The sequence below is a fragment of the Amycolatopsis sp. genome (assembly GCF_035276945.1).
GTDB lineage: Bacteria > Actinomycetota > Actinomycetes > Mycobacteriales > Pseudonocardiaceae > Amycolatopsis_E.
In genome coordinates, this window is the sequence record NZ_DATELF010000140.1 from 13803 (window position 1) to 37607 (window position 23805).

A 23805-nucleotide genomic window follows, 5' to 3' on the forward strand; every position below is an offset into this window, starting at 1 on the left:
TGCCCATCCGCTATGTCGATCTTCGCCCGGCCCCGGGGGAGGCCGGCCTCCCCCGGGAAAACCGGACCTACGGCAGGTTCCGGCCGGGCACCCGGATCACGCTGGCCCGCTTGCCCGAAGCGTTGTGGTGCTCCAGCGCGAGCAAGCCCTGAACCGTGTCCGAACCGGCCGACGCGGTGTTGCGGTTCACCACCAGCGCGGTTCCGGGTTTCGCCGTGTAAACGAGCGCCGGATCCCCGCCGCCCTGCACCCAGTAGCCCGGTGACAGCACGTCGAACGACAGCGGCGTGCTGACCCCGTCGATCAGCCCGGTCGTGCTGCCCGGGGCGGTGTAGAACCCGGTGGTGCCGACCGTGTAGCTGATCCGGTGTGAGGCCGCCGTGGGGTCGATGCCGAGTGCGGCGACGCTGACCGGCAGCACGATGACGTTGCTGTCGAACACGTTCGTGTCCACGTCGCCGAGCTGGTTGTTGGCCGCCTGCATGTCCACCGACGGCAACCCGGGCCTGTTCAGGTCCACCGTGTTGACCAGCAGCACGTCGGTCCCGGTCGCCTTGGTCACGTACGACTCGAAGTCCGCCTTCCCGTCACCCGTGGTGTCGATGTCGACGAACGGGACCGTGTTGCTGCCGAGGTTCGCCCAGTTGCCCCAGGTCGTCAGCCCGAACGCGAGCATCGCGTCGGTTGGCCTGCCCTGTCGCTTCGCCAGCGGCGCCGTGGAGGCCGCGCCGACGTACCGCAGGTCGCCGCCCGTGGCGGTGCCGTTGATCGTGCAGTTGTCGGTGAGCCTGCCCCGGCATTCCGGCAGCCGTGGCGAGGACGCCTGCAACTCGAGGACGCTGACCAGCGACTGGTACCGCTGGCCGGCGCTGCCCTGGTCCACGCCGCGGCCGGTCAGGTTCAGCACCGCCTGGTCACCACGGAAGAACAGCGCGGGCGGCGTGTTGATGGCCGAAACCGGCTTGGGCGCGGCGTAAACGGGCACCCGCAGCGGGACGCCACCGGTGGTGGGCGTCAGCACGACCCGGCCGGAGGCGTCCGCGACGAACTGCCGCGGCAGGCCCGCCTGGGTGGCCTGCACCGTCGGGTCGATGACCTTGCGCAGCGCGCCGGGGTCGGTGATCTTCAGCGTGACCCGGACCCCCGCGACGCCGTGCGGGCTCAGCAGCACCGAGTTCGCCGACAGCTGGTACTGCACGCCCGGGAGCTGCGTGATGCCCTGGTAGTTCACGGTGAACCGGGCCCAGCCGGCGCCCTTGTTCACGACCTTGATCGTCTTGGTCAGGGTGACCGGCCCGCCCGCCTCGACGGTGCCGAAGTCCACACTCACCGCGCCGGGGTCGTCCTGCACGTAGGCGAGCACGGACGTGTTCACCGCGGCGTCCGCGTCGATCCGGCCGCTGCCGACCCGTTGCGGCGCATAGGTTTTCCCGTCCGCGGTGATGTCGTGCCCCGCGGTGTTCATCACCGCGGCCTTGACCTCTTCGACCGGCCAGTCCGGATGTGCCTGGCGCACCAGCGCCGTGATACCCGAGGTGTGCGGGGCCGCCATCGAAGTGCCCGACAGGACCGTGCGGTCGTTGCCGCTGCCCCGGAAGGCCGACGAGATCGTGTCACCCGGCGCCGTCACGTCCGGCTTGACCGCGGGACCGCGCACGCCGCGCGAGGTGAACGAGCTCGGAGAGTCCACAATGGACTTGTCGTAGGTCTGCAGGCTCGTCCGGCCGGCACCGTAGAGACGGACCGACAGCGTGCCGGCGTCCAGCGCGACCCGTAGTTGCGTGGTGGCCGAACCGGTGAACTGGAACATCGGCACCGCCGAGTTCCCCGCGATACCGGCGCTGAAGTGCTCGATGCTCGACGACAGCAGCACACCGCCGGCGCCGGCCGCCTGCGCGTTGTTCGCCCGCACCGCGGAACCGCAGACTCGGGTCGCGTCGTTGTCGTCCCACTCCAGCCAGACGAACCTGCCCGCCACCGCGGCCTTGTCCGCGGCCGAGTACGCCGCGCACCCGTCCGCGTTCGCCGCGGACAGCTTCACCACCGAACTCGTCCGGTCAAGACCGTCGTACCCGGTGAAGTTCTGGCTGTACTGGCCGCCCTTCGCGCCCGCGACGTCCGACGGCGCGGTGACATTCGCGGCGTCGCGCAGCACCGACTCGTCACGGCTGCTGGCCACGGTAAGCGCTTCCACGGTGTTGCCGGGAGAACCGGCCACGTCGTACAGGTCACCTCCGTTGCCCGCGGAGATCACCGACAGCACGTTGTTCGCGGCCAGCTTGCGCACGAACAGCGAGTCCGGGTCGTCCGGCGCGCCGAAGTCGCTGCCCAGCGACAGGTTCACGATGTCGAGATGGTCGGTGAAATCGCCGTCACCGTCCGGGTCGAGCACCCAGTCCAGCGCCTGCGACGTCATGTTCGTCGACCCCGAGCAGCCGAACACCTTGATCGCGTACAGCAGCGACTTCGGCGCGGTGCCCGGGCCGATCCGCATCGCGTTGAGCTGATCGGCGGTCAGCTTCCGGTAGTCGCCGGTGAAGGTCTTGCCATCGGCGGTGATGCCGAAGCCGCCGATCGTCCCGGCGACGTGCGTGCCGTGCTCACCGCAGGCCAGCGGGTTGGGGTCCGGCTTCGGGGTGAGCGCCGCCCCGCTGCCGGTGACGTCGTAGTCGTCGCCGACCAGGTCGATGCCGCCGACCACCTTGGCGTTGGGGAAAAGCGGCGTGGCCTTCGTCCGGTCGACCGAGGCGTACGCCTCCTTGGTGCCCGGGCCGCCGAAGTCGGCGTGCGTGTAGTCGATGCCGTCGTCGATCACGCCGATCCGGATGCCGTCGCCGTAGCGGCCGGTCTGCTGCCAGGCGTTGAGCGTGCCGGTCAGCTGGTCCGCGCTGTTGTTGCCCGTGGTTTTCGGCACCACGCTGCGGATCGAAACCACGTCGTCACGATCCGCGAGCTCACGGATCTTCGCGGCGTCGGCGGTCACCACCACGCCCGCCACCGCGTTCGACGTCTGGAACAGCATTTTCGTGCCGGCGTCGGCCGAGCGCAGCTGGGCGACGATGTTGCCGGCCAGGCCCGTCACCCCGGCCCTGGCCGCGTTCGCCGCCTGCTTCGCCTTGTCCTTGCCGGAACCCTTGCTCTGCTCGTCGTTGAACGCGTCCACGGCCGGCTGCTTCGCCAGCTCGATGAAGGCCGTCGTCCGACCCTGCGCGGCGTTCAGGCGCGGGGACAGCTTGCCCTGCAGCCCGGTCGCGTCGACGCGCGCGGGCTTCAACCCCGCCGCGAGGTTGTCTTCGGTGGCCGCGCTGGCTGTACCCAAGCAGGAAAACCCCAGCGCAATGGCGAAAACGGCCGCGGAGGACCGCCGGAGAACGATTCTCATCCATTCACTCCTGATCAAGGCGAGGATGAGAACCTAACCGAAGCTCCGGCGGTCATCTAGGGCGTATCGGAGTAACCCGACTTTCGTCGGCTTGCCCGCCCTTTCAGGCAAAGGTGATCGAGCGGATGGTGCGGGCACCCACCGTCGCGGCGATCGGGTCCAGCAGGTGCGCGTCGACCTCGCGGTCCACGCGCAGCAGCATGACCGCATCCGTGCCCGCCGTGGTCTGGCTGATCTGCGCCGCCTCGATGTTGATCGACGCCTCGCCGAGCAGGGTGCCGACGCGGCCCATGACGCCGGGGCGGTCCGGGTACTCCAGCAGCAGCACGTGGCCCTCGGCACGCAGGTCGAAGTGCCTGCCGTTGACCTCCACCAGCTTCTCGACCTCGTCCTTGCCGGTCACGGTGCCGGACACGGCGACCGCACTGCCGTCGGCGTGCACCGCGCGGACGGTGACCACACTGCGCCAGTTCGGGCTCTCGGGCTCGGTGGCGACTTCGACGCGCACGCCCAGTTCCTCCGCGAGCCTCGGCGCGTTGACGAAGGTCACCTGGTCCTCGACCACGCCGGAGAACACCCCGCGCAGGGCGGCGAGCGGCAGCACGCCGACGTTCTCCCCGGACAGTTCGCCGCGCACCAGCACGGTGACCGACGACGGCGCCTGCTGGCTCAGCGCGGCCACCACCTTGCCCAGCTTCTGGGTCAGCGGCAGGTACGGGCGGACCTCCTCGCCCACCGTCGCGCCGCTGGCGACGTTCACCGCGTCCGGCACGAAGTCACCGCGAAGCGCCAGCAACGTGGAGCGCGCGACGTCGGTGCCGGCGCGGTCCTGCGCCTCGCCGGTCGACGCGCCCAGGTGCGGGGTGACGACCACGTTCGGCAGCTCGAACAGCGGGCTGGAGGTGGTCGGCTCGGTGCTGAACACGTCGATGCCGGCACCACCGACGTGGCCGCTGCGGATGGCGTCGGCGAGCGCGTCCTCGTCGATCAGGCCACCGCGGGCCGCGTTCACGATGAGCACGCCCAGCTTGGTCTTCTTGAGCGCCTCGGCGTCGATCAGGCCCTTCGTCTCCGGCGTCTTGGGCAGGTGCACCGAAATCGCGTCGGCGCGCGAAAGCAGCTCGTCAAGGCTGACCAGCTCGACGCCGAGCTGCGCGGCGCGGGCGGCCGAAACGTACGGGTCGTAGGCGACGATGGTGGTGCCGAACGAGGCGAGCCGCTGCGCGAACAGCTGGCCGATCTTGCCGAAGCCCACCACACCGACCGTCTTGCCGTTCAGCTCGACGCCGGTGAACGCGCTGCGCTTCCACTCGCCGCCGCGCAGGCTCTGGTCGGCGGCGGGTACCCGGCGGGCGACCGCGAGCAGCAAAGCCACCGCGTGTTCGGCGGCGGAGACGATGTTCGAGGTCGGCGCGTTCACCACGAGCACGCCGCGCGCGGTGGCCGCCGGAACCTCCACGTTGTCCAGACCAACCCCGGCCCGGGCGACCACCTTGAGCCGGTTCGACGCGGCGAACACCTCCGCGTCCACCTTGGTCGCGGAGCGAACCAGCAGGGCGTCGGCGCCGGAGACCGCTTCGAGCAGCGCGGGACGGTCGGTGCCGTCCACGTGCCGCACCTCAACCTCGTCACCGAACACGTTCAGCACGGAGGGGGCGAGCTTCTCGGCGATGAGGACAACAGGCTTGCCTGGACTGGTCACGATAAGGCTCCCAAGAAACGACGCTGGCTTGCCCCTGAGTCTAGGGCGCGTGCCTGGTTAACGGCCGCGCAACCCGGCGAAAACAAACTCGACCCGCCGGGCGAGGCCCGGCTCGCCCCCACAGCGGGGCTGACCAGCAAAAACGCCTCGAAAGCGGTCACCTCCGCGCTGCTCGCCCGCCTCCCGGGCGCGGTCGGGCAAGGCCTGCCGCCGCGTCCCGCACGGCACGGCTGGCCGCGTAGGACGAAACCTTTACCGCCCTCGGCAGGCGGACGAGTGGCGCCGCGTCACCGGGCTCCCGCCCAAGACAAACGGGGTTCAACTCTCCGGAGTATTCACTCCGATTATTTGGGAGCCCCACCATGGCCCCTCGAGAGGTTTTCGAGCACCAGGGCATCTCCGAAGGCCGCTACGAACTCGGCGCGCTCTACGCCGAAGACACCGTCGTCGAGCATCCGCAACGACCGCCCGCCGGCTCGCGGATCGTGGGCAGGCGGGCGGCCGCGGAGCGGTTCGCCACCGCCGGGCGGATCGAACCGCGAGCCCGGGACGTCGTGATCCACGAGACCACCGACCGCGAGGTGATCGTCGCCGAATTCACCTGCGACGGAAAGCCGTGCGCCCCTTTACCAGCGCCAACATCGTCTGTACCGGAGGGTGGGATGAACCAAGGAAGTCCTTGGGTCATGCGGATTTCCCATTCGGTGGGGCAGCCGGCGGCGAGCGTGAGGACGTCGGCGAAGGCGTCACGCGGCGCGCGTCATTCGCGCTGAGACTGACACATCTCCCGTACCGGCGCGGCCGTCCCGACGTAACACCCCCGCCGGGTGGCGAGTCCGCGTGCTTCGACCTCGGCGATCACCCGCAAGTCGACGGCACAGGTCCGGCGGCGCTCGAGAACGAACCGAGTTCGGCTGGTGGAAATATGTCGGCGATCGCACGCGCCATCGGCGGGAACCGACACCGGACGACGCGAACGCAGAACTCGCACGACGGGAACGCAGAACTCGCGCGCGTCGAGTGTGGGACTCGCGCGACGGGAAGCGGTGGGTGGGGATTGGTTCGACCAGCTCGCCCGACAACGAAGACCTCGACGCGACGCAACAGAGCGTCGGCGAGGATGCGCTTTGGGCCAGCTCTCGTAGTCGTCGCAGGACCAGCCTGCCTCCACAAACTCCGCCTGCAGGGCCCCAGATCGCGTGACATGTTGATTTCCGCTGGCCAGTGGATCCTTCGGTCGTCTCACGGGATGTAATGCGGCTGGAATCTCAGTTCCGTGGCATTTCTTCAGGTTTGGCGAGGTTGCGTCGTCTCAATGCGTCAGCGCCGAGCTGGTGCCACACGCGGCGCTCGTCTGATCCCTCGGCCGCGCGTCAGCTTGAAATGCGGGCTTCGATGCCGTCGAGGAGGAAATCGAGGCCGGTCCAGAAGGTTTGGTCGGCATCCAGGTGGGGGCCATCGCGGACGACCGTGGCCAGCGCGGGAAATCGGCCGGTGGCGAAGGTCCGCTGCAGATAAGGCCCGAAGGTGGCCTGCCACTGCTTCTTGTCCATCCCGGTGGCCCGCTCGGCGCGCCGCTCGGTGATCTCCCGGCGCACCGCGCCGGTCACGTACGCGTTGACCGCGGCGACCGCCGGCACGACGGTGTCCAGGTCGGCGCCGCCCATCGCGGCCAGCACGGCCTCTCCGCTGGCCAGCGTGTTCGGCCCGAGCTGGGGCCGCCCACCGATCAGGTCGGCGAGCCATTCGTGCTGGTGGGCGGCCTGCCGGGTGGTTTCGGCAAGGGAACGCAGCACCTCTCGCCAACCGTTGCCGGTCGGCCGGATCTCGGCGTGGACGGTATCGACCATCAGGTCGAGCAACTCCTCCTTGGTGGCGATGTAGCCGTACAGCCGCATCGGTCCGACGTCCAGCGCCGCGGCGACCTTGCGTAGCGACACCGCGTCCAGGCCGTCCACATCGGCGAGTTGGATCGCCGCTCGGACGATCCGCTCCCGGCTCAGCGGGGCCGGCACCGGTCGATCCGGCGGCTCCGGCCGCTCCCACACCAACATGCCGACGACAATACAGCGTTGGGCGTGATACAGTGTATTGACTGATACGGTGAATCGAGGGTGACTATGACCATCGCCATTGTCGGAGCCGGCTTGGGTGGCTTGGCCCTTGCCCGGGTGCTGCACGTGAACGGCATCGACGCCGTCGTGTACGAACGTGAATCGTCACGCGGTGCGCGTGGTCAGGGCGGCATGCTCGACATCCACTCCGGCCAGCGGGCGCTGCGCGAGGCCGGTCTGATCGACCAGTTCTACGCGATCGCCCGTGGTGAAGGCCAGGACATGCGGCTTCTGGAGCCGGATGGCACCCTGCTGCTGCAGGAGGACACACCCGACGACGCCCCGCTCGATCGACCCGAGGTCGACCGCGCCGATCTGCGCGACCTGCTGCTGGACTCTCTTCCCGAAGACGCGGTGCGCTGGGGACACGCGTTCAAATCCGCCGACAACGGCGTGCTGCACTTCGCCGACGGCAGTAGTGCGACGTATGACCTGCTGGTCGGCGCGGACGGCGCGAACTCCCGGGTCCGCGCGCTGCTCACCGACGCCCGGCCGGCGCATATCGGCCAGAACGTCGTCGAACTCGGCATTCCCGACATCGACCGCACCCACCCCGACCTCGCGGCGATGGTCGGGCGCGGCAGCTACTGGGTGCTCGGCAACGGACTGTCCCTGGCGGCGCAGCGCAACGGCGACGGCCGCGTACGCATCGGCCTCAGCTTCTACAACACCGCCGAGGACTGGTTCGCCACCAGCGGGATCCCGTTCGACGACCCAGCCACCGCCAAGGCGCGGCTGATCGACCTGCTCACCGGCTGGGACCCACGGTTCACCGCACTGATCGCGGCCTGCGACGACATGGTCGTGCCGCGGCCGATCACCACTCTCCCGGTCGGCCTGACCTGGCCGTCGACGCCAGACGTCACACTGCTCGGCGATGCCGCGCACCTGATGCCGCCGGTGGGAGAGGGCGCCAACATGGCGCTGCTCGACGGCGCCCTGCTCGGTCTCGCGCTGGCCGCGCACCCGGACGACTTTCCCGCCGCCGTCAAAGAATACGAACGCGAGATGTTCGAACGCACCAGCGCCGCCGCCCGGATGTCCGCGGACATGCAGGAATTGCTGATGTCGCCGGACGCCGCCCAGAAAATGCTCGCATTCTTCCAACCTGGCTGAAGGGAACCAAATCTTTTGACCACTACCTCGGTGCCGCCTGCGGCGCACACCAACTCGACTACTTCCACCGCGTAGCCGCCATAACTCAGCCGAATTCCGACTCCGACCCGAGTAATGCCTCTGGCCGTGATGCCCACGGAAAGTCCGCCACGGTCGTGCAGCGGACAACAGTTCCGTACTGGCCTCACGCCATGGCACTACGGACTCCGTGGCGTCTTCACCGGCGCGGAACCGGACACGAACGTCCCATTCCGTGCTGTCGATCACATCGGAGATCATGGCGTACGTCCGGCCACCAACTCAGCACCCAAAGGTGTGTCTCAACTTCCGTGGCAGATCTGCCACGGAAGTTGAGAACCTCCACCGCCTGGTCGTCAGCTTTCGGGAATGTCGAACTCGCCGTCGCGGGCACCGGCGACGAAGGCGTCCCATTCGGACGGTGTGAAGATCAGGACGACGCCGTCCGGCTGCGACGGCTGGCGCATCGCCACGTAGGTGAGGCCGTCGGTGTGCGGGACGAACGCGAGTTCGATCGCGTCCGGGATGTGCTCCCCCTCGGGCTCGGCGCGTCGCCATTCGGCGCCGGTGAGATCCAGCGCGTCGCGGACCTCCACCTTGTCGTCGGTGACCACACTGTGCTGACCGTTCATACCGTCAGCGTAGCCACAGGGGTGCCGCGAAAGCCCCGGAAAGGTCACCTTGGGGACATGGACCGGACCCCAAGGTGACCTACGCGGAAAATGAAACGGGAAAACCAGTCACGCGGTTTCGGTGATGGGGCGGTCGACCCAGGACATCAGCCCGCGCAGCTTGCGGCCGGTCTCCTCGATCGGGTGCTGCTCCCCGGCCTCGGCGAGCTTGCGGAAGTTCGCGCGGCCCGCCTCGTCTTCGGCGACCCATTCGCGGGCGAAGGTGCCGTCCTGGATCTCGCTGAGGATCTTGCGCATCCCCTCCTTGACCGCGGGCGTGATCACGCGCGGGCCGCGGGTCAGGTCGCCGTACTCGGCGGTGTCGGAGATCGAGTACCGCATCCGCGCGATCCCGCCTTCGTACATCAGGTCCACGATGAGCTTGAGCTCGTGCAGAACCTCGAAGTAGGCGATCTCCGGCGCGTACCCGGCCTCGGTGAGCACCTCGAACCCGGTCTGCACCAGCGCCGACGCGCCACCGCAGAGCACCGACTGCTCACCGAACAGGTCGGTCTCGGTCTCCTCCTTGAAGGTGGTCTTGATGACCCCGGCCCGCGCCCCGCCGATCGCCGCCGCGTACGACAGCGCCAGCGCCTGCGCGTTGCCCGAGGCGTCCTGCTCCACCGCGATCAGGCAGGGCACGCCCTTGCCGTCCACGAACTGGCGGCGCACCAGGTGACCCGGTCCCTTCGGCGCGACCATCGCGACGTCCACATTGGCCGGTGGCTTGATCAGCTCGTACCGGATGTTGAAGCCGTGCCCGAAGAAGATCGCGTCCCCGTCCTTCAGGTTCGGCTCGATGTCCTCGGCGTAGATGAACCGCTGCTTGGTGTCGGGCGCCAGGATCATGATGAGGTCGGCCTCCTTCGAGGCCTCGGCCGGCGTGACCACCCGCAGGCCCTCTTCCTCGGCCTTGGCGCGCGACTTCGACCCCTCCGGCAGACCGATGCGCACATCGACCCCGGAGTCCCGCAGGCTCAGCGCGTGCGCGTGGCCTTGGCTGCCGTATCCGATCACGGCGACCTTGCGACCCTGGATGATGCTCAGATCGGCGTCGTCGTCGTAGAAGATTTCGACTGACATGAGGGGAACTGACTTCCTTTCGGTTATCGAACCTTCAGCGGGGTGAAGTGGCGGTGATGGAGCGGACGCCGCGGCCGACCGCCACCATGCCGGACTGCACGATCTCACGGACGCCGTAGGGCTCCAGCATCCGCAGCAGTGCCGACAGCTTGTCGCTGGTGCCGGTCGCCTCGATGGTCAGCGCCTCGGGCGCGGCGTCGACCACCTTGGCGCGGAAGAGCTGCACGGTCTCCAGCACCTGGCTGCGGACGGTGGCGTCGGCGCGGACCTTGACCAGCAGCAGTTCGCGCTGCACGGACGTGGTCTGCTCGAGCTCCACGATCTTGATCACGTTGACCAGCTTGTTGAGCTGCTTGGTCACCTGTTCGAGCGGTAGCTCGTCGACGGCGACCACGATCGTCATCCGGGACACCTCGGGGTTTTCCGTGGGCCCGACGGCGAGGGACTCGATGTTGAAGCTGCGGCGGGAAAACAGCCCGGCCACCCTGGCGAGCACCCCCGGGACATTCTCCACCAACACACTGAGCGTATGCGTACTCACTTGCTCGTTCCGCCCTTTCGAGACTCCTTCGCGGACACGGTCCTCACTTGCTCACCTCGTCGTCGTCGAACAGCGGGCGGATGCCGCGGGCGGCCATGATCTCGTCGTTGCCGGTGCCCGCCGCGACCATCGGCCAGACCTGGGCGTCCTTGCCGACCACGAAGTCGATCACCACCGGCCGGTCGTTGATCTCCATCGCCCGCCGGATGACCTCGTCCACCTCTTCCTTCGTCTCGCAACGCAGGCCGACGCAGCCGAGCGCCTCCGCGAGCAGGGTGAAGTCGGGGATGCGGTGCTTGTGGGTGCCGAGGTCGGTGGCGGAGTAGCGCTCGGCGTAGAACAGGTTCTGCCACTGGCGGACCATGCCCAGGTTACCGTTGTTGATCACGGCGACCTTGATCGGCGCGCCCTCGATCGCGCAGGTCGCCAGCTCCTGGTTGGTCATCTGGAAGCAGCCGTCGCCGTCGATGGCCCACACCTGCTTGCCGGGGTGGCCGAACTGGGCGCCCATCGCGGCCGGCACCGCGAATCCCATGGTGCCCAGGCCGCCCGAGTTGATCCAGCTGCGCGGCTTCTCGTAGGAGATGAACTGCGCGGCCCACATCTGGTGCTGGCCGACGCCCGCCGTGTAGATCGCGTCCGGCCCGGCCAGCGCCCCGATCCGCTCGATCACGTACTGCGGCGACAACGTCCCGTCGGACGGCCATTCGTAGCCGGCCGGGAAAGTGCCGCGCCACGATTCGATCTGGGTCCACCATGGACTGAGGTCGGACTTGCCCGCCCGCTCGGTTTCCGCCTTCACCGCGTCGATGAGCTCGGTGATGATCTCCGCGCAGTCGCCCACGATCGGCACGTCCGCCTTGCGGTTCTTGGAGATCTCCGCCGGGTCGATGTCCGCGTGCACCACGGTGGCGTCAGGCGCGAACGAGTCAAGGCGCCCGGTCACCCGGTCGTCGAACCGGGCGCCGAGCGCGACCAGCAGGTCCGCCCGCTGCATGGCGGCCACCGCCGCGACGGTGCCGTGCATGCCCGGCATGCCGAGATGCTGGGGGTGCGAGTCGGGGAACGCGCCGCGCGCCATCAGCGTGGTGACGATGGGGATTCCGGTCAGCTCGGCCAGTCGCGCAAGCTGGGCGGTGGCGCCGGCCTTGATCACGCCGCCCCCGACGTAGAACACCGGACGCCGCGCGTGGCTGATCAACCGGGCCGCTTCGCGCACCTGCTTGCCGTGCGGGCGCAGCGTGGGCCGGTAGCCGGGCAGCCGCAGCTCCGGCGGCCAGGAGAAGGACGTCATCTCCTGCAGCACGTCCTTCGGGATGTCCACCAGCACGGGGCCGGGGCGGCCGGTCGACGCGAGGTGGAACGCCTCCGCGATCACCCTGGGGATGTCGGCGGGGTCGGTGACCAGGAAGTTGTGCTTGGTGATCGGCATGGTGATGCCGCAGATGTCGGCTTCCTGGAAGGCGTCCGTGCCGATCAGCGCCCTGGTCTGCTGGCCGGTGATCGCCACGACCGGCACCGAGTCCATGTTCGCGTCGGCCAGCGGGGTGACCAGGTTGGTCGCGCCAGGCCCCGACGTCGCCATGCAGACGCCGACCTTGCCGGTGGCCTGGGCGTATCCGGTGGCGGCGTGGCCAGCGCCCTGCTCGTGGCGGACCAGAACGTGCCGCACCTTCGTCGAGTCGAGCAGCGGGTCGTAGGCGGGCAGGATCGTGCCACCCGGAATCCCGAACACGACCTCCACACCGACCGCCTCGAGCGACCGCACGAGCGACTGCGCCCCGGTGAGCCGCACGGGGGTGCCGGCGGGCGGAGCCGGCTTGGGGCGCGTCCCGAGGTTGGCGGGAGATGGGGCGGATGCCGATCGCGACGTGGCGCTTGTCATCAGTTCTGCCTCGTGGGTCTCGTGGGGCTCTCGGGTGACTGTCGGGGTGTCACTCGTTCGGGTTGTCGGGTCGTAAGCAACAAAAAACCCCCGCCGACCATAAGGTCGCACGAGGGTCGCGCGTCGACGCAGGCGGCTGTCCCTTACGCGTCGACGCGCCGGGGAAGTACGAGGCCGGTCTGCGGTGTCACGCTGCTGACGTTAACGGGTCGTCGCGAGCAGTGTCAATTCACTGAGATCGTGATCCCGGATACTGGGCACTCCGACTGTTGGGCAGCCTGCTTCGGGCACGTCGCGGGCGGCGGTGCACCATCATGGTGTGGCCGAAGAATCCGAGCGCGGGGAACGGAAGGCGGTCTTCCGGGTGCCCGGGATCGCCCTGCTCGCCGTGGTGTTCCTGATGGTGTGCCTGGTGCCGACGGCGTTCGCCGGCGTGCCCGGGCTGTGGGTGCTCTACCTGATCCCCCTGGCGCTGATCGTCTTCGTGGTGCGGACCCGGACCGTCGCGAGTGCCAAGGGCCTGTCCGTGCGGACCATGTTCGGCCACCGCGAGCTGCCGTGGGAATCACTCAAGGGGCTGGCGATCACCGGGCGCGCCAAGGTGAAAGCGGTGCTGACCGACGACAGCCAGGTCCCGCTCCCGACCGTGCGCACGCGGCATCTGCCGGTGATCTCCTTGGTCAGCGAGGGCCGGATGAAGGACCCTTCCGGCCTCACCGAGGACCTCGGCTAACCACCCGTCACCCCCGACGGACACCCCTCGCGTGGCTCGACTGGTTCGGAAATCGCGCGGGCGTAACCTGAGGGGTATGCCTCAGTTGCGTTCCCGAACCACCACCCACGGCCGCAACGCCGCGGGCGCCCGTTCCCTGTGGCGGGCCACCGGCATGACCGACAGCGACTTCGGCAAGCCGATCGTGGCGATCGCCAACTCCTACACGCAGTTCGTGCCGGGCCACGTCCACCTCAAGGACCTCGGGGAGGTAGTGGCCGAGGCGGTGCGCGAGGCCGGAGGCGTGGCCCGCGAGTTCCACACGATCGCGGTGGACGACGGGATCGCCATGGGGCACAGTGGCATGCTTTACTCGCTGCCCTCCCGCGAGATCATCGCCGACTCCGTCGAGTACATGGTCAACGCGCACCAGGCCGACGCGCTGGTGTGCATCTCCAACTGCGACAAGATCACCCCCGGCATGCTCAACGCGGCGATGCGGCTGAACATCCCGACGGTGTTCGTCTCGGGCGGCCCGATGGAAGCCGGCAAGGCGGTTGTGCTGGACGGGGTCGCCTACCCCGCCAGCGACCTGATCACCGCGATCTCCGCTTCGGCGAACACCGCGGTCGACGAGGATGGTCTGTCCGCTGTGGAGCGTTCGGCCTGCCCGACCTGCGGCTCCTGCTCGGGCATGTTCACCGCGAACTCGATGAACTGCCTCACCGAGGCGCTCGGCCTGTCGCTGCCCGGCAACGGCTCCACGCTGGCCACCCACGCCGTGCGCCGTGACCTTTTCGTCGACGCCGGGCGCACCGTGGTCGAACTGGCCAAGCGCTGGTACGGCGAAGACGACGAGAGCGTGCTCCCGCGGTCGATCGCGACCAAGCAGGCGTTCGAGAACGCGATGGCGCTGGACATGGCGATGGGCGGTTCGACGAACACCGTGCTGCACATCCTGGCCGCCGCGCGTGAGGGCGAGATCGACTTCACGATCGACGACATCGACGCGATCGGCCGCAGGGTGCCCTGCCTGTCGAAGGTCGCGCCGAACTCGGACTACCACATGGAGGACGTGCACCGGGCGGGCGGCATCCCGGCGATCCTCGGCGAGTTGCACCGTGCCGGCCTGCTGAACACCGAGGTCACCGCGGTGCATTCGGACAGCATCGAGGCGTGGCTGTCCACCTGGGACATCCGCGGCGGTGCCCCGTCCGAGCGCGCGCTGGAGCTGTTCCACGCCGCACCCGGCGGTGTCCGCACCACCCAGGCGTTCTCCACCACGAACCGTTGGTCCTCTTTGGACATCGATGCGGCGGAGGGCTGTATCCGGGACATCGAGCACGCCTACACCAAGGACGGCGGGCTGGCGATCCTGCGCGGGAACCTCGCCGAGAACGGCGCGGTGATCAAGGCCGCGGGCATCGACGAATCGCTGTGGCGCTTCGAAGGCCCGGCACGCGTGGTGGAAAGCCAGGAGGAGGCCGTGTCGGTCATCCTCGGCAAGCAGATCCAGCCCGGCGAGGTGCTGGTGGTCCGCTACGAAGGACCGGCGGGCGGTCCCGGCATGCAGGAAATGCTGCACCCGACGGCGTTCCTCAAGGGCGCCGGGCTCGGCAAGAAGTGCGCGCTGATCACCGACGGCCGGTTCTCCGGCGGCTCCTCGGGGATCTCGGTCGGCCACATCTCGCCCGAGGCCGCCGCCGGGGGCGCCATCGGCCTGGTGGAAAACGGCGACCGGATCCTCATCGACGTGCACCAGCGTCGGCTGGAACTGCTCGTCGACGCGGATGTCCTCGCCGAGCGCCGCGCGAAGACGGAAACCAGCGAGCGCCCGTGGCAGCCCGCGGACCGCCACCGTCCCATCACCTCGGCACTGCGCGCCTACGCCAGGATGGCCACCTCGGCCGACACCGGCGCCGTCCGCGACCCGAACCGCTGACCCGTCACCGGAACACGAAGATGACCACGGCCACGGCGCCGACGGCCAGGACCAGGCCCAGGAAGGCGAAGGGCACCGGGTTGCGGCGCCACGGCGTGTTCACGTCGAGGGAAATCCGGCCGGGACCGGTGAACAGAAGCCCGAGCGCCATCGCGGCAAGCACCAGGTGGTACTCGTAGCCGGTGCCGGCGCCGAGGAAATAGCCGTTGCGGTAGGTCAGGTAGACCGACATCGCCGTGACGCTCAGCAGCGTCGCGGCGGCGGACGGGGTGAACAGGCCGAGTACCAGCAAACCACCCCCGGCGACCTCGGCGAGGCCGCCCAGCCAGGACACCAGCGTGGTCTGGTTGGCGAACCCCTGCTCGCCGAGTTGCCGGGCGAACTCGTTCACGCCGGGCCCGCCGAACAGGCCGAAGACCTTCTGCAGCCCGTGGACGCCGAGGGTGCCGCCGAGCGCGAGCCGCAGGATCAGCAGGCCGAAGTCGAGCCCGCCGTGCCAGCGCGTGGACGGGCGCGCCGGGGCGTAGTCATCGTCGTCATCGTCGTCCGTGACCAGGTTCCGTTCGGTCGCTTCGGTGGATTCGAAGTAACCGGAATCGGAGAACACGTTGTGCCTGCCGTACTCCTCGTTTTGAGCTGTCACGCGCGGCAGAGTAAGGCATTACGGGGCAGCGCGCACCCACCTGAGGTTTTTCCGGCGGGCCCGCTTACCCACGGCACACGCCTGACCACCTACCCTGGAGGTCTATGCGTACTCGGATCCGGAAAACTCCATGGCTGCTCGTCGCCTGTGGAATCCTCCTGTCCGGCTGCGCGAAGTTCGACGATCGCGCGGCGGGGCAGACCTTCGGCCCCGAGCCCGCACTGTCCGCTCCCGCCGGTCCACGGCCGGAACTGCCGGAGATCGACGGCAGCTCGGGTAACGGCCCGGCGGGGCCCGCCGCACCGCGCACCTCGGTCCCGCCGCCCCAGGGCTGCACCGACTTCGACAAGGCGGTCATCGCGACCTGCCTGGACACGATCTCCGCGCTGGCCACCCTGCCCGGCGACGCCGGGTTTCCGGCCGGGCTGGCCGCGGAGCGCAGGAGCGGCCGCGTGCTGCAGGTCGGGGGCGGGAAGGCGACCGAGCTGGCGAAGCTGACGGTGGACGCCGGCGGTGACGGCGGGCTGACCGGGCTCGCCCTGTCCCCCACCTATCCCGAGGACCAGCTGGTCTTCGCCTACATCACCACCGCGGCCGACAATCGCGTCGTCCGGTTCACCAAGGGCCAGCAGGCCAAGCCGATCCTCACCGGCATCCCCAAGGGCCCGGGGGGCAACCGGGGCGCGATCCTCTCCGACGGCCACGCCCTGCTGGTCGCGACCGGTGACGCGGGCGATCCGGCCGCGGCGGCGGACCCGAACTCGCTGGCGGGCAAGGTGTTGCGCATCGACACCTCGGGCAACCCGGCCGTGGGCAACCCGACGCCGGGCTCCCGGGTGTATGCCAGCGGCCTGCACTCCCCCGGCGGCCTGTGCAAGTCGACCGCCGACCCGTCGCGCCTCTGGGTCACCGACCGAGCCCCCGACCGCGACGTGCTCTATCGCGTCCGGGCCGCCCAGTCGCTGTCCGTCCCCGCCTGGACCTGGCCGGACAAGCCCGGCGTGGCGGGCTGTGTCGACGAAGATCAGTTGCTGGCGATCGCGACCTCGGTCGCGGGCAACGTGCAGATCCTCCCGGTCGGGCCGGACGGCTCGATCGGCGGCACGCCGAAGGTCACGCTGGACGGCAAGAACGGCACCAGCTTCGGGCGCCTGCAGGGGATGGACCCGATCGACGCGCAGCACGCGCTGGTCGGCACGGTGAACCGCGACGGCGGCACACCGGTGTCCAGCGACGACCGGGTCCTCGTCATCCAGATCCAGCCCAACGCGGCCGGCGGCTCCGGCAAGGACTAGCGCCGGGCCTAGCCCCGTTTCTCCGCACATGGACACGTTTCGGCTGGTCAGAGCGGGCTGCACCAAGATGATCTCCTGGGTATCGCCACAGGTCAGCGGGTCATGTGCGGCTACCCGGCTAGTAGCGCGCCTTCCGCATGCCGCGGCGGCGTAGCGAGCGGGCGTCGAGGACGGCGGCGGTCAGGGAGACTCCCCCGGCGGCCAGTCCGAGATACCGGCCGATGCCGCCGTAGATCCCGATCCCGCCGTCGGCCAGGAGCGAGCGGGTGTCCGGAGAAAACTCGTGGTCGATGGCGAACCAGCCGAAGATCATCAACAGCACGGCCACCGCGGAAGCGATCAGCCACAGCTGCGGCAGGCCGCCCACCCGGGCCGTCCGGTACTGGCCGACCAGCACCACCGCGATCCCCGCCAGCAGGAGCAGGACCGGTCCGAACCACTCGAGGAAACCCGTGGTCCAGGCGTTCCGCGCGACATCGCCCGCGGGCAGCTCACGCAGCGCCTCCTCGACGTCCTGGCGGGTCGCGGACAGGTTCGTCCAGGGCAGGAACAGCGCCGCCACCGCGACGATGCCCGCGCCGAGGCCGGTCCACTCCCGCCAGGACACCAGTTTCGGCGAAAACCGCATCAGCTGGTGCCGACCCGCTCGAGGATCAGCTCGCGCACCCGCTTGGCGTCGGCCTGGCCCTTGGTCGCCTTCATCACCGCGCCGACGATCGCGCCCGCCGCCTGCACCTTGCCGCCGCGGATCTTGTCCGCGATGTCCGGTTGCGCGGCGAGCGCCGCGTCGACCGCCGCGAGCAGCGCCGAGTCGTCGGAGACGACCTTGAGCCCGCGCTTGGTGACGACCTCGTCGGGCTCGCCCTCACCGGCCAGCACGCCCTTGACCACCTCGCGGGCGAGCTTGTTGGTCAGCTCTCCCGCGGCCACCAGTTCGATGACACGGGCGAGGCTCACCGGGGTGATCGGCAGCGCGGTGAGCTCGACCTCGCGCGTGTTCGCTTCCTGCGCAAGGAAGTTCACCCACCAGCCGCGGGCCTCGGCGGGCTTCGCCCCGGCCGCGACGGTCGCCTCGACCAGCTCCACCGCGCCCGAGTTGAACAGGTCCCGCAGCTCTTCGGGGGTGAGCTGCCATTCCGTCCGGATCCGCTCGCGCCGCGCTGCCGGCATCTCCGGCAGCGTCTTGCGAAGTTCCTCGACCCACTCGGCCGGGGGCGCGATCGGGACCAGGTCGGGCTCCGGGAAGTACCGGTAGTCCTCGGCGGTCTCCTTGGTGCGACCGGGCGAGGTGGTGCCGTCGGCTTCCTGGAAGTGCCGGGTCTCCTGGGTCACCCGGCCATCGCCGGCGAGGACCGCGGCCTGGCGGGTCATCTCGTAGCGCACCGCGCGTTCGACGCTGCGCAGCGAGTTGACGTTCTTCGTCTCGGTGCGGGTGCCGAACTCCGACGAGCCCTTCGGCATCAGCGAGACGTTCGCGTCGCAGCGCAGCGAGCCCTGGTCCATCCGCACGTCCGAGACGTTCAGCGCGCGCAGCAGGTCCCGCAACGCGGTGACGTAGGCGCGGGCCACTTCCGGCGCCCGCTCGCCCGTGCCGACGATCGGCTTGGTGACGATCTCGATCAGCGGCACCCCGGCACGGTTGTAGTCCAGCAGCGAGTGCTCGGCGCCGTGAATGCGACCGGTCGCGCCGCCCACGTGCAGCGACTTGCCGGTGTCCTCCTCCATGTGGGCCCGCTCGATGTGCACCCGCACGACCTCGCCGTCGTCCAGCGTCACGTCGAGGTAGCCGTTGAACGCGATCGGCTCGTCGTACTGCGAGGTCTGGAAGTTCTTCGGCATGTCCGGGTAGAAGTAGTTCTTCCGGGCGAACCGGCACCAGGACGCGATCTCGCAGTTGAGGGCCAGCCCGATCCGGATGGCCGACTCCACGGCCTTGCCGTTGACCGCGGGCAGCGAGCCGGGCAGGCCCAGGCAGGTCGGGCAGACGTGGGTGTTGGGCTCGCCGCCGAAGAGGTTCGGGCAGCCGCAGAACATCTTGGTGTTCGTGTTCAGCTCGACGTGCACCTCGAGCCCGAGCACCGGGTCGAACCGCTCGACGACCTCGGCGTAGTCCATCACTTCGGCGACCGCGGTCACGCCGAGACCCCCTCTGTCCTGCGGGACGCCCGCACCCGGGCCAGTTCCGGAACCTTGCTCAATATCGGGCCGCCGGACGCGGCGTCGCGGGCGACCTCGTAGGCCGCGCCGACCCGGTAGAGCCGGTCGTCGGCCAGCGCGGGCGCCATGATCTGCAGGCCGACCGGCAGGCCATCCTCATCGGACAGTCCACTGGGGACGCTCATGGCGGCGTTTCCGGCCAGGTTCGCCGGAATGGTGCACAGGTCGGCCAGGTACATCGACATCGGGTCGTCGACCCGCTCACCGAGCTTGAACGCGGTGGTCGGGGTTGTCGGCGAGACCAGCACGTCGACCTTGGAGAACGCCGCGTCGAAGTCGCGGGTGATCAGCGTCCGCACCTTCTGCGCCGAGCCGTAGTAGGCGTCGTAGTAACCCGAAGACAGCGCGTAGGTGCCGAGCATGATGCGCCGCTTGACCTCGGGACCGAACCCGGCCTCCCGGGTCAGCGCCATGACCTCCTCGGCGCTGTGCCTGCCGTCGTCCTCCACCCGCAGGCCGTACCGCATCGCGTCGAAGCGGGCCAGGTTGGACGAGCACTCGCTCGGCGCGATCAGGTAGTAGGCGGGCAGCGCGTAGGTGAAGCTCGGGCAGGACACCTCGATGACCTCGGCGCCCAGCGTGCGCAACTGCTCGACCGCGGCCTCGTAGGAACGCAGCACACCCGACTGGTAGCCATCGCCCCCGAACTCCTTGACCACGCCGACCTTGATGCCGGTCAGGTCACCGCGCAGGCCCTCGCGAGCCGCGGCGACGACGGGCGGCACCGGCGCGTCGACGGACGTGGAGTCCAGGGGGTCGTGCCCCGCGATCACCTCGTGCAGCAGCGCCGCGTCGAGCACCGTCCTGGCACACGGGCCCGCCTGATCCAGCGAGGACGAGAACGCCACCAGGCCGTACCGGGAGACCCCGCCATAGGTGGGCTTCACGCCGACAGTGCCGGTCACCGCGCCGGGCTGGCGGATCGAGCCGCCGGTGTCGGTGCCGATGGCCAACGGCGCCTCGAACGCGGCGATCGAGGCCGCCGAACCACCGCCCGACCCACCGGGGATGCGGGCGTGGTCCCACGGGTTGTGCGTCGTGCCGAACGCGGAGTTCTCGGTGGACGAGCCCATCGCGAACTCGTCCATGTTGGTCTTGCCGAGGATCGGCACGCCCGCCTCGCGCAGCTTGCGCGTCACCGTCGCGTCGTACGGCGGGATCCAGCGCTCCAGCGTGCGGGAACCACAGGTGGTCGGGATGCCGCGCGTGGTGAGCACGTCCTTGAGCGCCAGCGGCACCCCCGCGAGGGGAGAAGCGGGCTCGGCGGCCTCGTCCGCGGCACGGGCAGCCGCCAGCGCACCTTCCGCGTCCACGTGCAGGAAGGCGTGCACGAAGTCGTCGACCTCGGCGATCCGGTCCAGGTGCGCCTGGGTGACCTCGACCGAGGAGACCTCGCGGGCCCGGATCTTGTCGGCCAGTTCGGCGGCCGTGAGGTGAGTTAGATCTGTCACATCGGCCTCGCTTCGCTCCGCGTGCGGCTCGATCCGCGTGCCGCGGTCTCGCACAAGGGCTCGCTCCTCATTGTTCCTCCCCCAGAATCCGCGGCACCCGGAAGCGCCCGTCCTCGGCCGCGGGCGCGCCCGCGAGCGCCTCCTGCTGGGTCAGGCCGGGTACGACGACGTCGTCCCGGAAGACGTTGGTGAGCGGCACGGCATGCGAGGTCGGCGGGATCTCCTCGGCCGCGACCTCGCCCACCTTGGCCACCGCGTCCAGGATGTGGTCGAGCTGACCTGCGAAAACGTCCAGTTCCTGATCGGTCACGGCCAGCCGCGCGAGCTTGGCAAGGTGCGCGACCTCTGCGCGGGATATGTTGGGCACGCGGGTTACTCCCGGGGTGTGCTGTCGGATGAGTCGGTAAGTCGCAAGTCTATGGCGAGGCCGCCCGAGGACTCGACTGGGTTCTTCCGGCTCGGTGGCACCTACGAAACAACATCGAGAAGAACCGCGGAAAGGCACCGCTTGCGCGCGAAACGGTCTCAGAACGCGGACAGTGACTCCCAGTTCGCGGCGCGTTCTGTCACAATCAGCGGCCGGTATTCGCCACACAGACCGCGGTCGCGTGCACAGGAGTCCACAGAGAGGGGATCGCCTTGTCCTTCCTGATCCGGGTCCAGCTCCCGGACACACCAGGGACCCTTGGCGCGGTCGCCACGGCGCTCGGCCTGATCGGGGCGGACATCCTCAGTGTGGACGTGGTGGAACGAGCGGGCGGGATCGCCATCGACGACCTGGTCATCGAACTGCCCTCCGGCCGGCTGCCGGACGCGCTGATCACGGCCGCGGAAAGCGTGCCCGGCGTCGAAGTGGACGCGGTCCGGCCCTACGCGGGGTTGCTGGACACCCATCGCGAGCTGGAGCTCGTCGAGGAGATCGCCGCGCAGCCCAAGTCCGGGCTCGACACCCTTGTCGAGGGTGTGCCGCGGATCATCCGCGCGGGCTGGTCGACCGTGGTCGAGCAGGCGGGCGCCGGGGTGCGGCAGCTCGCCTCCTCCCGGGCCGCCCCCGAGGTGCCGATCACCGAACTGCCCTGGCTGCCGCTGGAACGCGCGACCGTGCTGGACGCCGAGGAGTCCTGGGTGCCCCAAACCTGGCAGGAACTGGGCACCGAACTGGCCGCGACCCCGCTCGGTAAGCCCGGCAAGGCACTGCTGGTCGGGAGGCCGGGCGGGCCCATGTTCCGGGCCGCCGAAGTGGCGCGCCTGGCCCATTTCGCCGGGATCGTCGCCGTGGTCCTGGACGGGTGAGCGTGGTAGACGAAGAACTGGTCATCGAGGTCATGCGCCGGGACGGCTTCGAGACGGAGAAGGAAGCCGTCGAATTCGCGCTACGCAAGGCCGCGCCGAAGATCGCTCCGAGAACATCGCGACGGTCGGCGACAGCGAGGAGGCCGCGCAGCACCGTTGCGCGATCGTGGAGGTGATCGCGTTGGCCGGACGCTTGATCACCCTAGCGCCGATCAGCGGAAACGCAGGCGTCGATCAGGGCCGTCAGTTCCTCGCGGCGGGTGTCGGCGCGCAGCGTGAGGAAGGTCGGCATCACGGGGGTCGGGTTCCGTAACGGGCGGAACACCACGCCGGGCACCGGGAGCTGTTCCGCGTGCGGACGGTAGAAAACGGTCCATGCCGGCTTGCCGAAGCCGATCGCGGCCAGGGTGTCCTGGGCCGTCGTGAACTCCTTGCCGAAGGCCGGATCGAAGCCCGCCTTGCGGCAACCGCCCACCACCAGGTCGTAGAGCATCTGGTTGCGGGTGCGGTCGGCCAGGCGCAACGGAAGCCCGGCCAGCTCGGCGAAGTCGACGACCTCGCGCGCGGCCAGCGGGTGCGTCGCGGGCAATGCGGCCAGGACCTCGTCTTCCCAGGTGCGGACGAACCGCAAGCCCGGCCGCGCCCACTCGCCCCGCACCAGTGCCGCGTCCAGCTCGCCGGAAACCACCCGGCTCAACCGCTGCACAGTCGGCGCGTTGACCAGCTCCAACTGGGCTTCCGGCGCCCGCAGGGCGAACTCGGACAGCAGCCGCTCGAGCCGGCCGCCCAGTCCGTCGCTGCTGCCCAGCCGGACCGTCGCCGCCTGCTCGGCGCGGAAACCCGCGATCGCCTCCCAGGCCCGAGCCTCCGCCGCCAGCACCTCACGCGCGTGTGGCAGGAATTGCCTGCCCGCCTCGGTCAGCCGCACCGTGCGCGTGGTCCGGTCGAACAAATCCACGCCCAGCTCGCGTTCCAGCCGTCGCACCTGCTGGCTCACCGCGGGCTGGACGATGTGCAGCCGTTCGGCCGCGCGCCCGAAGTGCAGTTCCTCGGCCACAACTACGAACGTTCTAGTGCACTTAGCACAGCGCCTCTACCTGCGAAAATAGGCATTAACCGGCAGCTCCGCATGGTCGCTCTTCTGAACCGCCGATGACAGAGCGCTCTGAGCAGCGCTTGCCATCCCCTCGATGGTCGCGGCGATCAGCTGCTGAGAGTCGGCTTCGGTAGCCGCTGCCTTCCTCAGGGCTTCCGCTGTCGTCTGATGACGGGCGACAGCTTGGGGCGTTGCCTCGTAGACGATGCCGTGGAAGTTCTGATGCACGACGGTTGTGACAGCTGCCTTAGCGGACTCGAAAACCGAGAAGGGGGGCACCAAATTCACAGTTACGTCTCCTTGGACGACGCGGACCGAGATGCGAGGGTGCTCACTGAGTTTCTCTAGATAGCGCAATTGGTCGATCATTGCTTGCCGAGAAGTCGCGACACTGTGCAAGGCGGGCTCGCCCAGTAGAACCAGGTATTTCCCGGGGTACGAGCCTATGGCGACGTCGGGACGGGCCGCACGAGCAAGGGAGCGCCGATCTACCTCATCTTCGGGCTCGACTTTTGCGGTTATGCGGCGGCTTGTGCCCAGGCGTGCTGGACTTCCATGATTTCTTGGGTTGTGGCTGGTCGGGGTGATGTTGGCATAAAACGGGCGGCGATGATCTGGCGTCGGAGCTTGGTGAGCATGTCCAG

General features: G+C 69.3%; 20 protein-coding genes and 1 pseudogene. 6 read left to right on the forward strand and 15 right to left on the reverse strand.

Going from position 1 to position 23805, the window contains the following annotated elements:
- Positions 1-67: 67 nt before the first annotated feature.
- Positions 68-3382 carry a S8 family peptidase gene (locus VJT49_RS24520; protein WP_324167261.1) on the reverse strand — a complete coding sequence of 1105 codons (3315 nt, stop codon included), beginning with the start codon at positions 3380-3382 and terminating at the stop codon, positions 68-70.
- A 103-nt stretch (positions 3383-3485) separates the two neighbouring features.
- Positions 3486-5084, reverse strand: a complete 1599-nt coding sequence (gene serA / locus VJT49_RS24525) for a phosphoglycerate dehydrogenase (protein WP_324167262.1) — start codon at positions 5082-5084, stop codon at positions 3486-3488.
- Positions 5085-5446: 362 nt separating this feature from the next.
- On the opposite strand from serA, the gene VJT49_RS24530 reads away from it, so the two are divergent.
- Positions 5447-5857: a nuclear transport factor 2 family protein gene (locus VJT49_RS24530; RefSeq protein ID WP_324167263.1), complete on the forward strand. Its 411-nt coding sequence runs from the start codon at positions 5447-5449 to the stop codon at positions 5855-5857.
- 600 nt (positions 5858-6457) lie between these two features.
- On the opposite strand, the gene VJT49_RS24535 is transcribed toward VJT49_RS24530, so the two are convergent.
- Positions 6458-7138: a TetR/AcrR family transcriptional regulator gene (locus VJT49_RS24535; protein ID WP_324167264.1), complete on the reverse strand. Its 681-nt coding sequence runs from the start codon at positions 7136-7138 to the stop codon at positions 6458-6460.
- Between the two features lie 66 nt (positions 7139-7204).
- On the opposite strand from VJT49_RS24535, the gene VJT49_RS24540 reads away from it, so the two are divergent.
- Positions 7205-8314: an FAD-dependent oxidoreductase gene (locus VJT49_RS24540; RefSeq protein ID WP_324167265.1), complete on the forward strand. Its 1110-nt coding sequence runs from the start codon at positions 7205-7207 to the stop codon at positions 8312-8314.
- A gap of 374 nt (positions 8315-8688) precedes the next feature.
- On the opposite strand, the gene VJT49_RS24545 is transcribed toward VJT49_RS24540, so the two are convergent.
- The 4 genes from VJT49_RS24545 to VJT49_RS24560 form a co-directional block, all read right to left on the reverse strand.
- Entirely contained in the window at positions 8689-8964 is a 276-nt protein-coding gene (locus tag VJT49_RS24545) for a DUF397 domain-containing protein (protein WP_324167266.1), read from the reverse strand.
- 108 nt (positions 8965-9072) lie between these two features.
- On the reverse strand, positions 9073-10086 hold the full coding sequence (ilvC, locus tag VJT49_RS24550) for a ketol-acid reductoisomerase (protein ID WP_324167267.1): 1014 nt from the start codon (positions 10084-10086) through the stop codon (positions 9073-9075).
- A gap of 34 nt (positions 10087-10120) precedes the next feature.
- Positions 10121-10627: an acetolactate synthase small subunit gene (ilvN, locus tag VJT49_RS24555; RefSeq protein ID WP_324167268.1), complete on the reverse strand. Its 507-nt coding sequence runs from the start codon at positions 10625-10627 to the stop codon at positions 10121-10123.
- Between the two features lie 43 nt (positions 10628-10670).
- Entirely contained in the window at positions 10671-12512 is a 1842-nt protein-coding gene (locus VJT49_RS24560; RefSeq protein ID WP_324167269.1) for an acetolactate synthase large subunit, read from the reverse strand.
- 319 nt (positions 12513-12831) lie between these two features.
- Between VJT49_RS24560 and VJT49_RS24565 the strand changes: the two genes are divergently transcribed.
- Positions 12832-13245 (forward strand): PH domain-containing protein, encoded by a 414-nt coding sequence (locus VJT49_RS24565; protein WP_324167270.1) that lies wholly within the window; start codon positions 12832-12834, stop codon positions 13243-13245.
- Positions 13246-13321: 76 nt separating this feature from the next.
- A complete protein-coding gene (gene ilvD, locus VJT49_RS24570) occupies positions 13322-15166 on the forward strand; it encodes a dihydroxy-acid dehydratase (RefSeq protein WP_324167271.1) in 1845 nt (614 codons plus the stop codon).
- A 4-nt stretch (positions 15167-15170) separates the two neighbouring features.
- Here ilvD and VJT49_RS24575 read toward each other — a convergent pair whose 3' ends face one another.
- Positions 15171-15809 carry a DoxX family protein gene (locus VJT49_RS24575; protein ID WP_324167272.1) on the reverse strand — a complete coding sequence of 213 codons (639 nt, stop codon included), beginning with the start codon at positions 15807-15809 and terminating at the stop codon, positions 15171-15173.
- A 104-nt stretch (positions 15810-15913) separates the two neighbouring features.
- On the opposite strand from VJT49_RS24575, the gene VJT49_RS24580 reads away from it, so the two are divergent.
- Positions 15914-17104, forward strand: coding sequence for a PQQ-dependent sugar dehydrogenase (locus VJT49_RS24580; protein ID WP_324167273.1), 1191 nt, complete (start codon positions 15914-15916; stop codon positions 17102-17104).
- A gap of 118 nt (positions 17105-17222) precedes the next feature.
- Here the strand turns inward: VJT49_RS24580 and VJT49_RS24585 are convergent, their stop codons facing one another.
- The 4 genes from VJT49_RS24585 to gatC all read right to left on the reverse strand — a co-directional run bounded on the left by VJT49_RS24585 (position 17223) and on the right by gatC (position 21139).
- Positions 17223-17732, reverse strand: a complete 510-nt coding sequence (locus VJT49_RS24585; RefSeq protein ID WP_324167274.1) for a hypothetical protein — start codon at positions 17730-17732, stop codon at positions 17223-17225.
- On the reverse strand, positions 17732-19240 hold the full coding sequence (gene gatB, locus VJT49_RS24590) for an Asp-tRNA(Asn)/Glu-tRNA(Gln) amidotransferase subunit GatB (RefSeq protein WP_324167275.1): 1509 nt from the start codon (positions 19238-19240) through the stop codon (positions 17732-17734). The genes VJT49_RS24585 and gatB overlap by 1 nt, the downstream gene beginning before the upstream one ends.
- Positions 19237-20772 (reverse strand): Asp-tRNA(Asn)/Glu-tRNA(Gln) amidotransferase subunit GatA, encoded by a 1536-nt coding sequence (gene gatA, locus VJT49_RS24595; protein ID WP_324167276.1) that lies wholly within the window; start codon positions 20770-20772, stop codon positions 19237-19239. Before gatA ends, gatB begins: the two co-directional genes overlap by 4 nt.
- Positions 20773-20839: 67 nt before the next feature.
- Positions 20840-21139: an Asp-tRNA(Asn)/Glu-tRNA(Gln) amidotransferase subunit GatC gene (gatC, locus tag VJT49_RS24600; RefSeq protein ID WP_324167277.1), complete on the reverse strand. Its 300-nt coding sequence runs from the start codon at positions 21137-21139 to the stop codon at positions 20840-20842.
- A 272-nt stretch (positions 21140-21411) separates the two neighbouring features.
- Between gatC and VJT49_RS24605 the strand changes: the two genes are divergently transcribed.
- On the forward strand, positions 21412-22065 hold the full coding sequence (locus VJT49_RS24605; RefSeq protein WP_324167278.1) for an amino acid-binding protein: 654 nt from the start codon (positions 21412-21414) through the stop codon (positions 22063-22065).
- Positions 22066-22267: 202 nt separating this feature from the next.
- Here the strand turns inward: VJT49_RS24605 and VJT49_RS24610 are convergent, their stop codons facing one another.
- The 3 genes and pseudogenes from VJT49_RS24610 to VJT49_RS24620 all read right to left on the reverse strand — a co-directional run bounded on the left by VJT49_RS24610 (position 22268) and on the right by VJT49_RS24620 (position 23749).
- Entirely contained in the window at positions 22268-22993 is a 726-nt protein-coding gene (locus VJT49_RS24610) for a LysR family substrate-binding domain-containing protein (protein ID WP_324167281.1), read from the reverse strand.
- Positions 22982-23125, reverse strand: a pseudogene (locus tag VJT49_RS24615) (helix-turn-helix domain-containing protein); the annotation flags it as partial. The gene VJT49_RS24610 and the pseudogene VJT49_RS24615, both read right to left, overlap by 12 nt.
- A 33-nt stretch (positions 23126-23158) precedes the next feature.
- Entirely contained in the window at positions 23159-23749 is a 591-nt protein-coding gene (locus VJT49_RS24620; RefSeq protein WP_324167282.1) for a Scr1 family TA system antitoxin-like transcriptional regulator, read from the reverse strand.
- Between the last annotated feature and the right edge of the window lie 56 nt (positions 23750-23805).

Coding starts and splice junctions, on each gene's coding strand:
- VJT49_RS24530 (WP_324167263.1), top strand. CDS start 5,447: ATGGCCCCTCGAGAGGTTTTCGAGCACCAGGGCATCTCCGAAGGCCGC.
- VJT49_RS24585 (WP_324167274.1), bottom strand. CDS start 17,732: ATGCGGTTTTCGCCGAAACTGGTGTCCTGGCGGGAGTGGACCGGCCTC.
- ilvD (WP_324167271.1), top strand. CDS start 13,322: ATGCCTCAGTTGCGTTCCCGAACCACCACCCACGGCCGCAACGCCGCG.
- VJT49_RS24580 (WP_324167273.1), top strand. CDS start 15,914: ATGCGTACTCGGATCCGGAAAACTCCATGGCTGCTCGTCGCCTGTGGA.
- VJT49_RS24545 (WP_324167266.1), bottom strand. CDS start 8,964: ATGAACGGTCAGCACAGTGTGGTCACCGACGACAAGGTGGAGGTCCGC.
- VJT49_RS24540 (WP_324167265.1), top strand. CDS start 7,205: ATGACCATCGCCATTGTCGGAGCCGGCTTGGGTGGCTTGGCCCTTGCC.
- VJT49_RS24520 (WP_324167261.1), bottom strand. CDS start 3,382: ATGAGAATCGTTCTCCGGCGGTCCTCCGCGGCCGTTTTCGCCATTGCG.
- ilvC (WP_324167267.1), bottom strand. CDS start 10,086: ATGTCAGTCGAAATCTTCTACGACGACGACGCCGATCTGAGCATCATC.
- VJT49_RS24535 (WP_324167264.1), bottom strand. CDS start 7,138: ATGTTGGTGTGGGAGCGGCCGGAGCCGCCGGATCGACCGGTGCCGGCC.
- VJT49_RS24560 (WP_324167269.1), bottom strand. CDS start 12,512: ATGACAAGCGCCACGTCGCGATCGGCATCCGCCCCATCTCCCGCCAAC.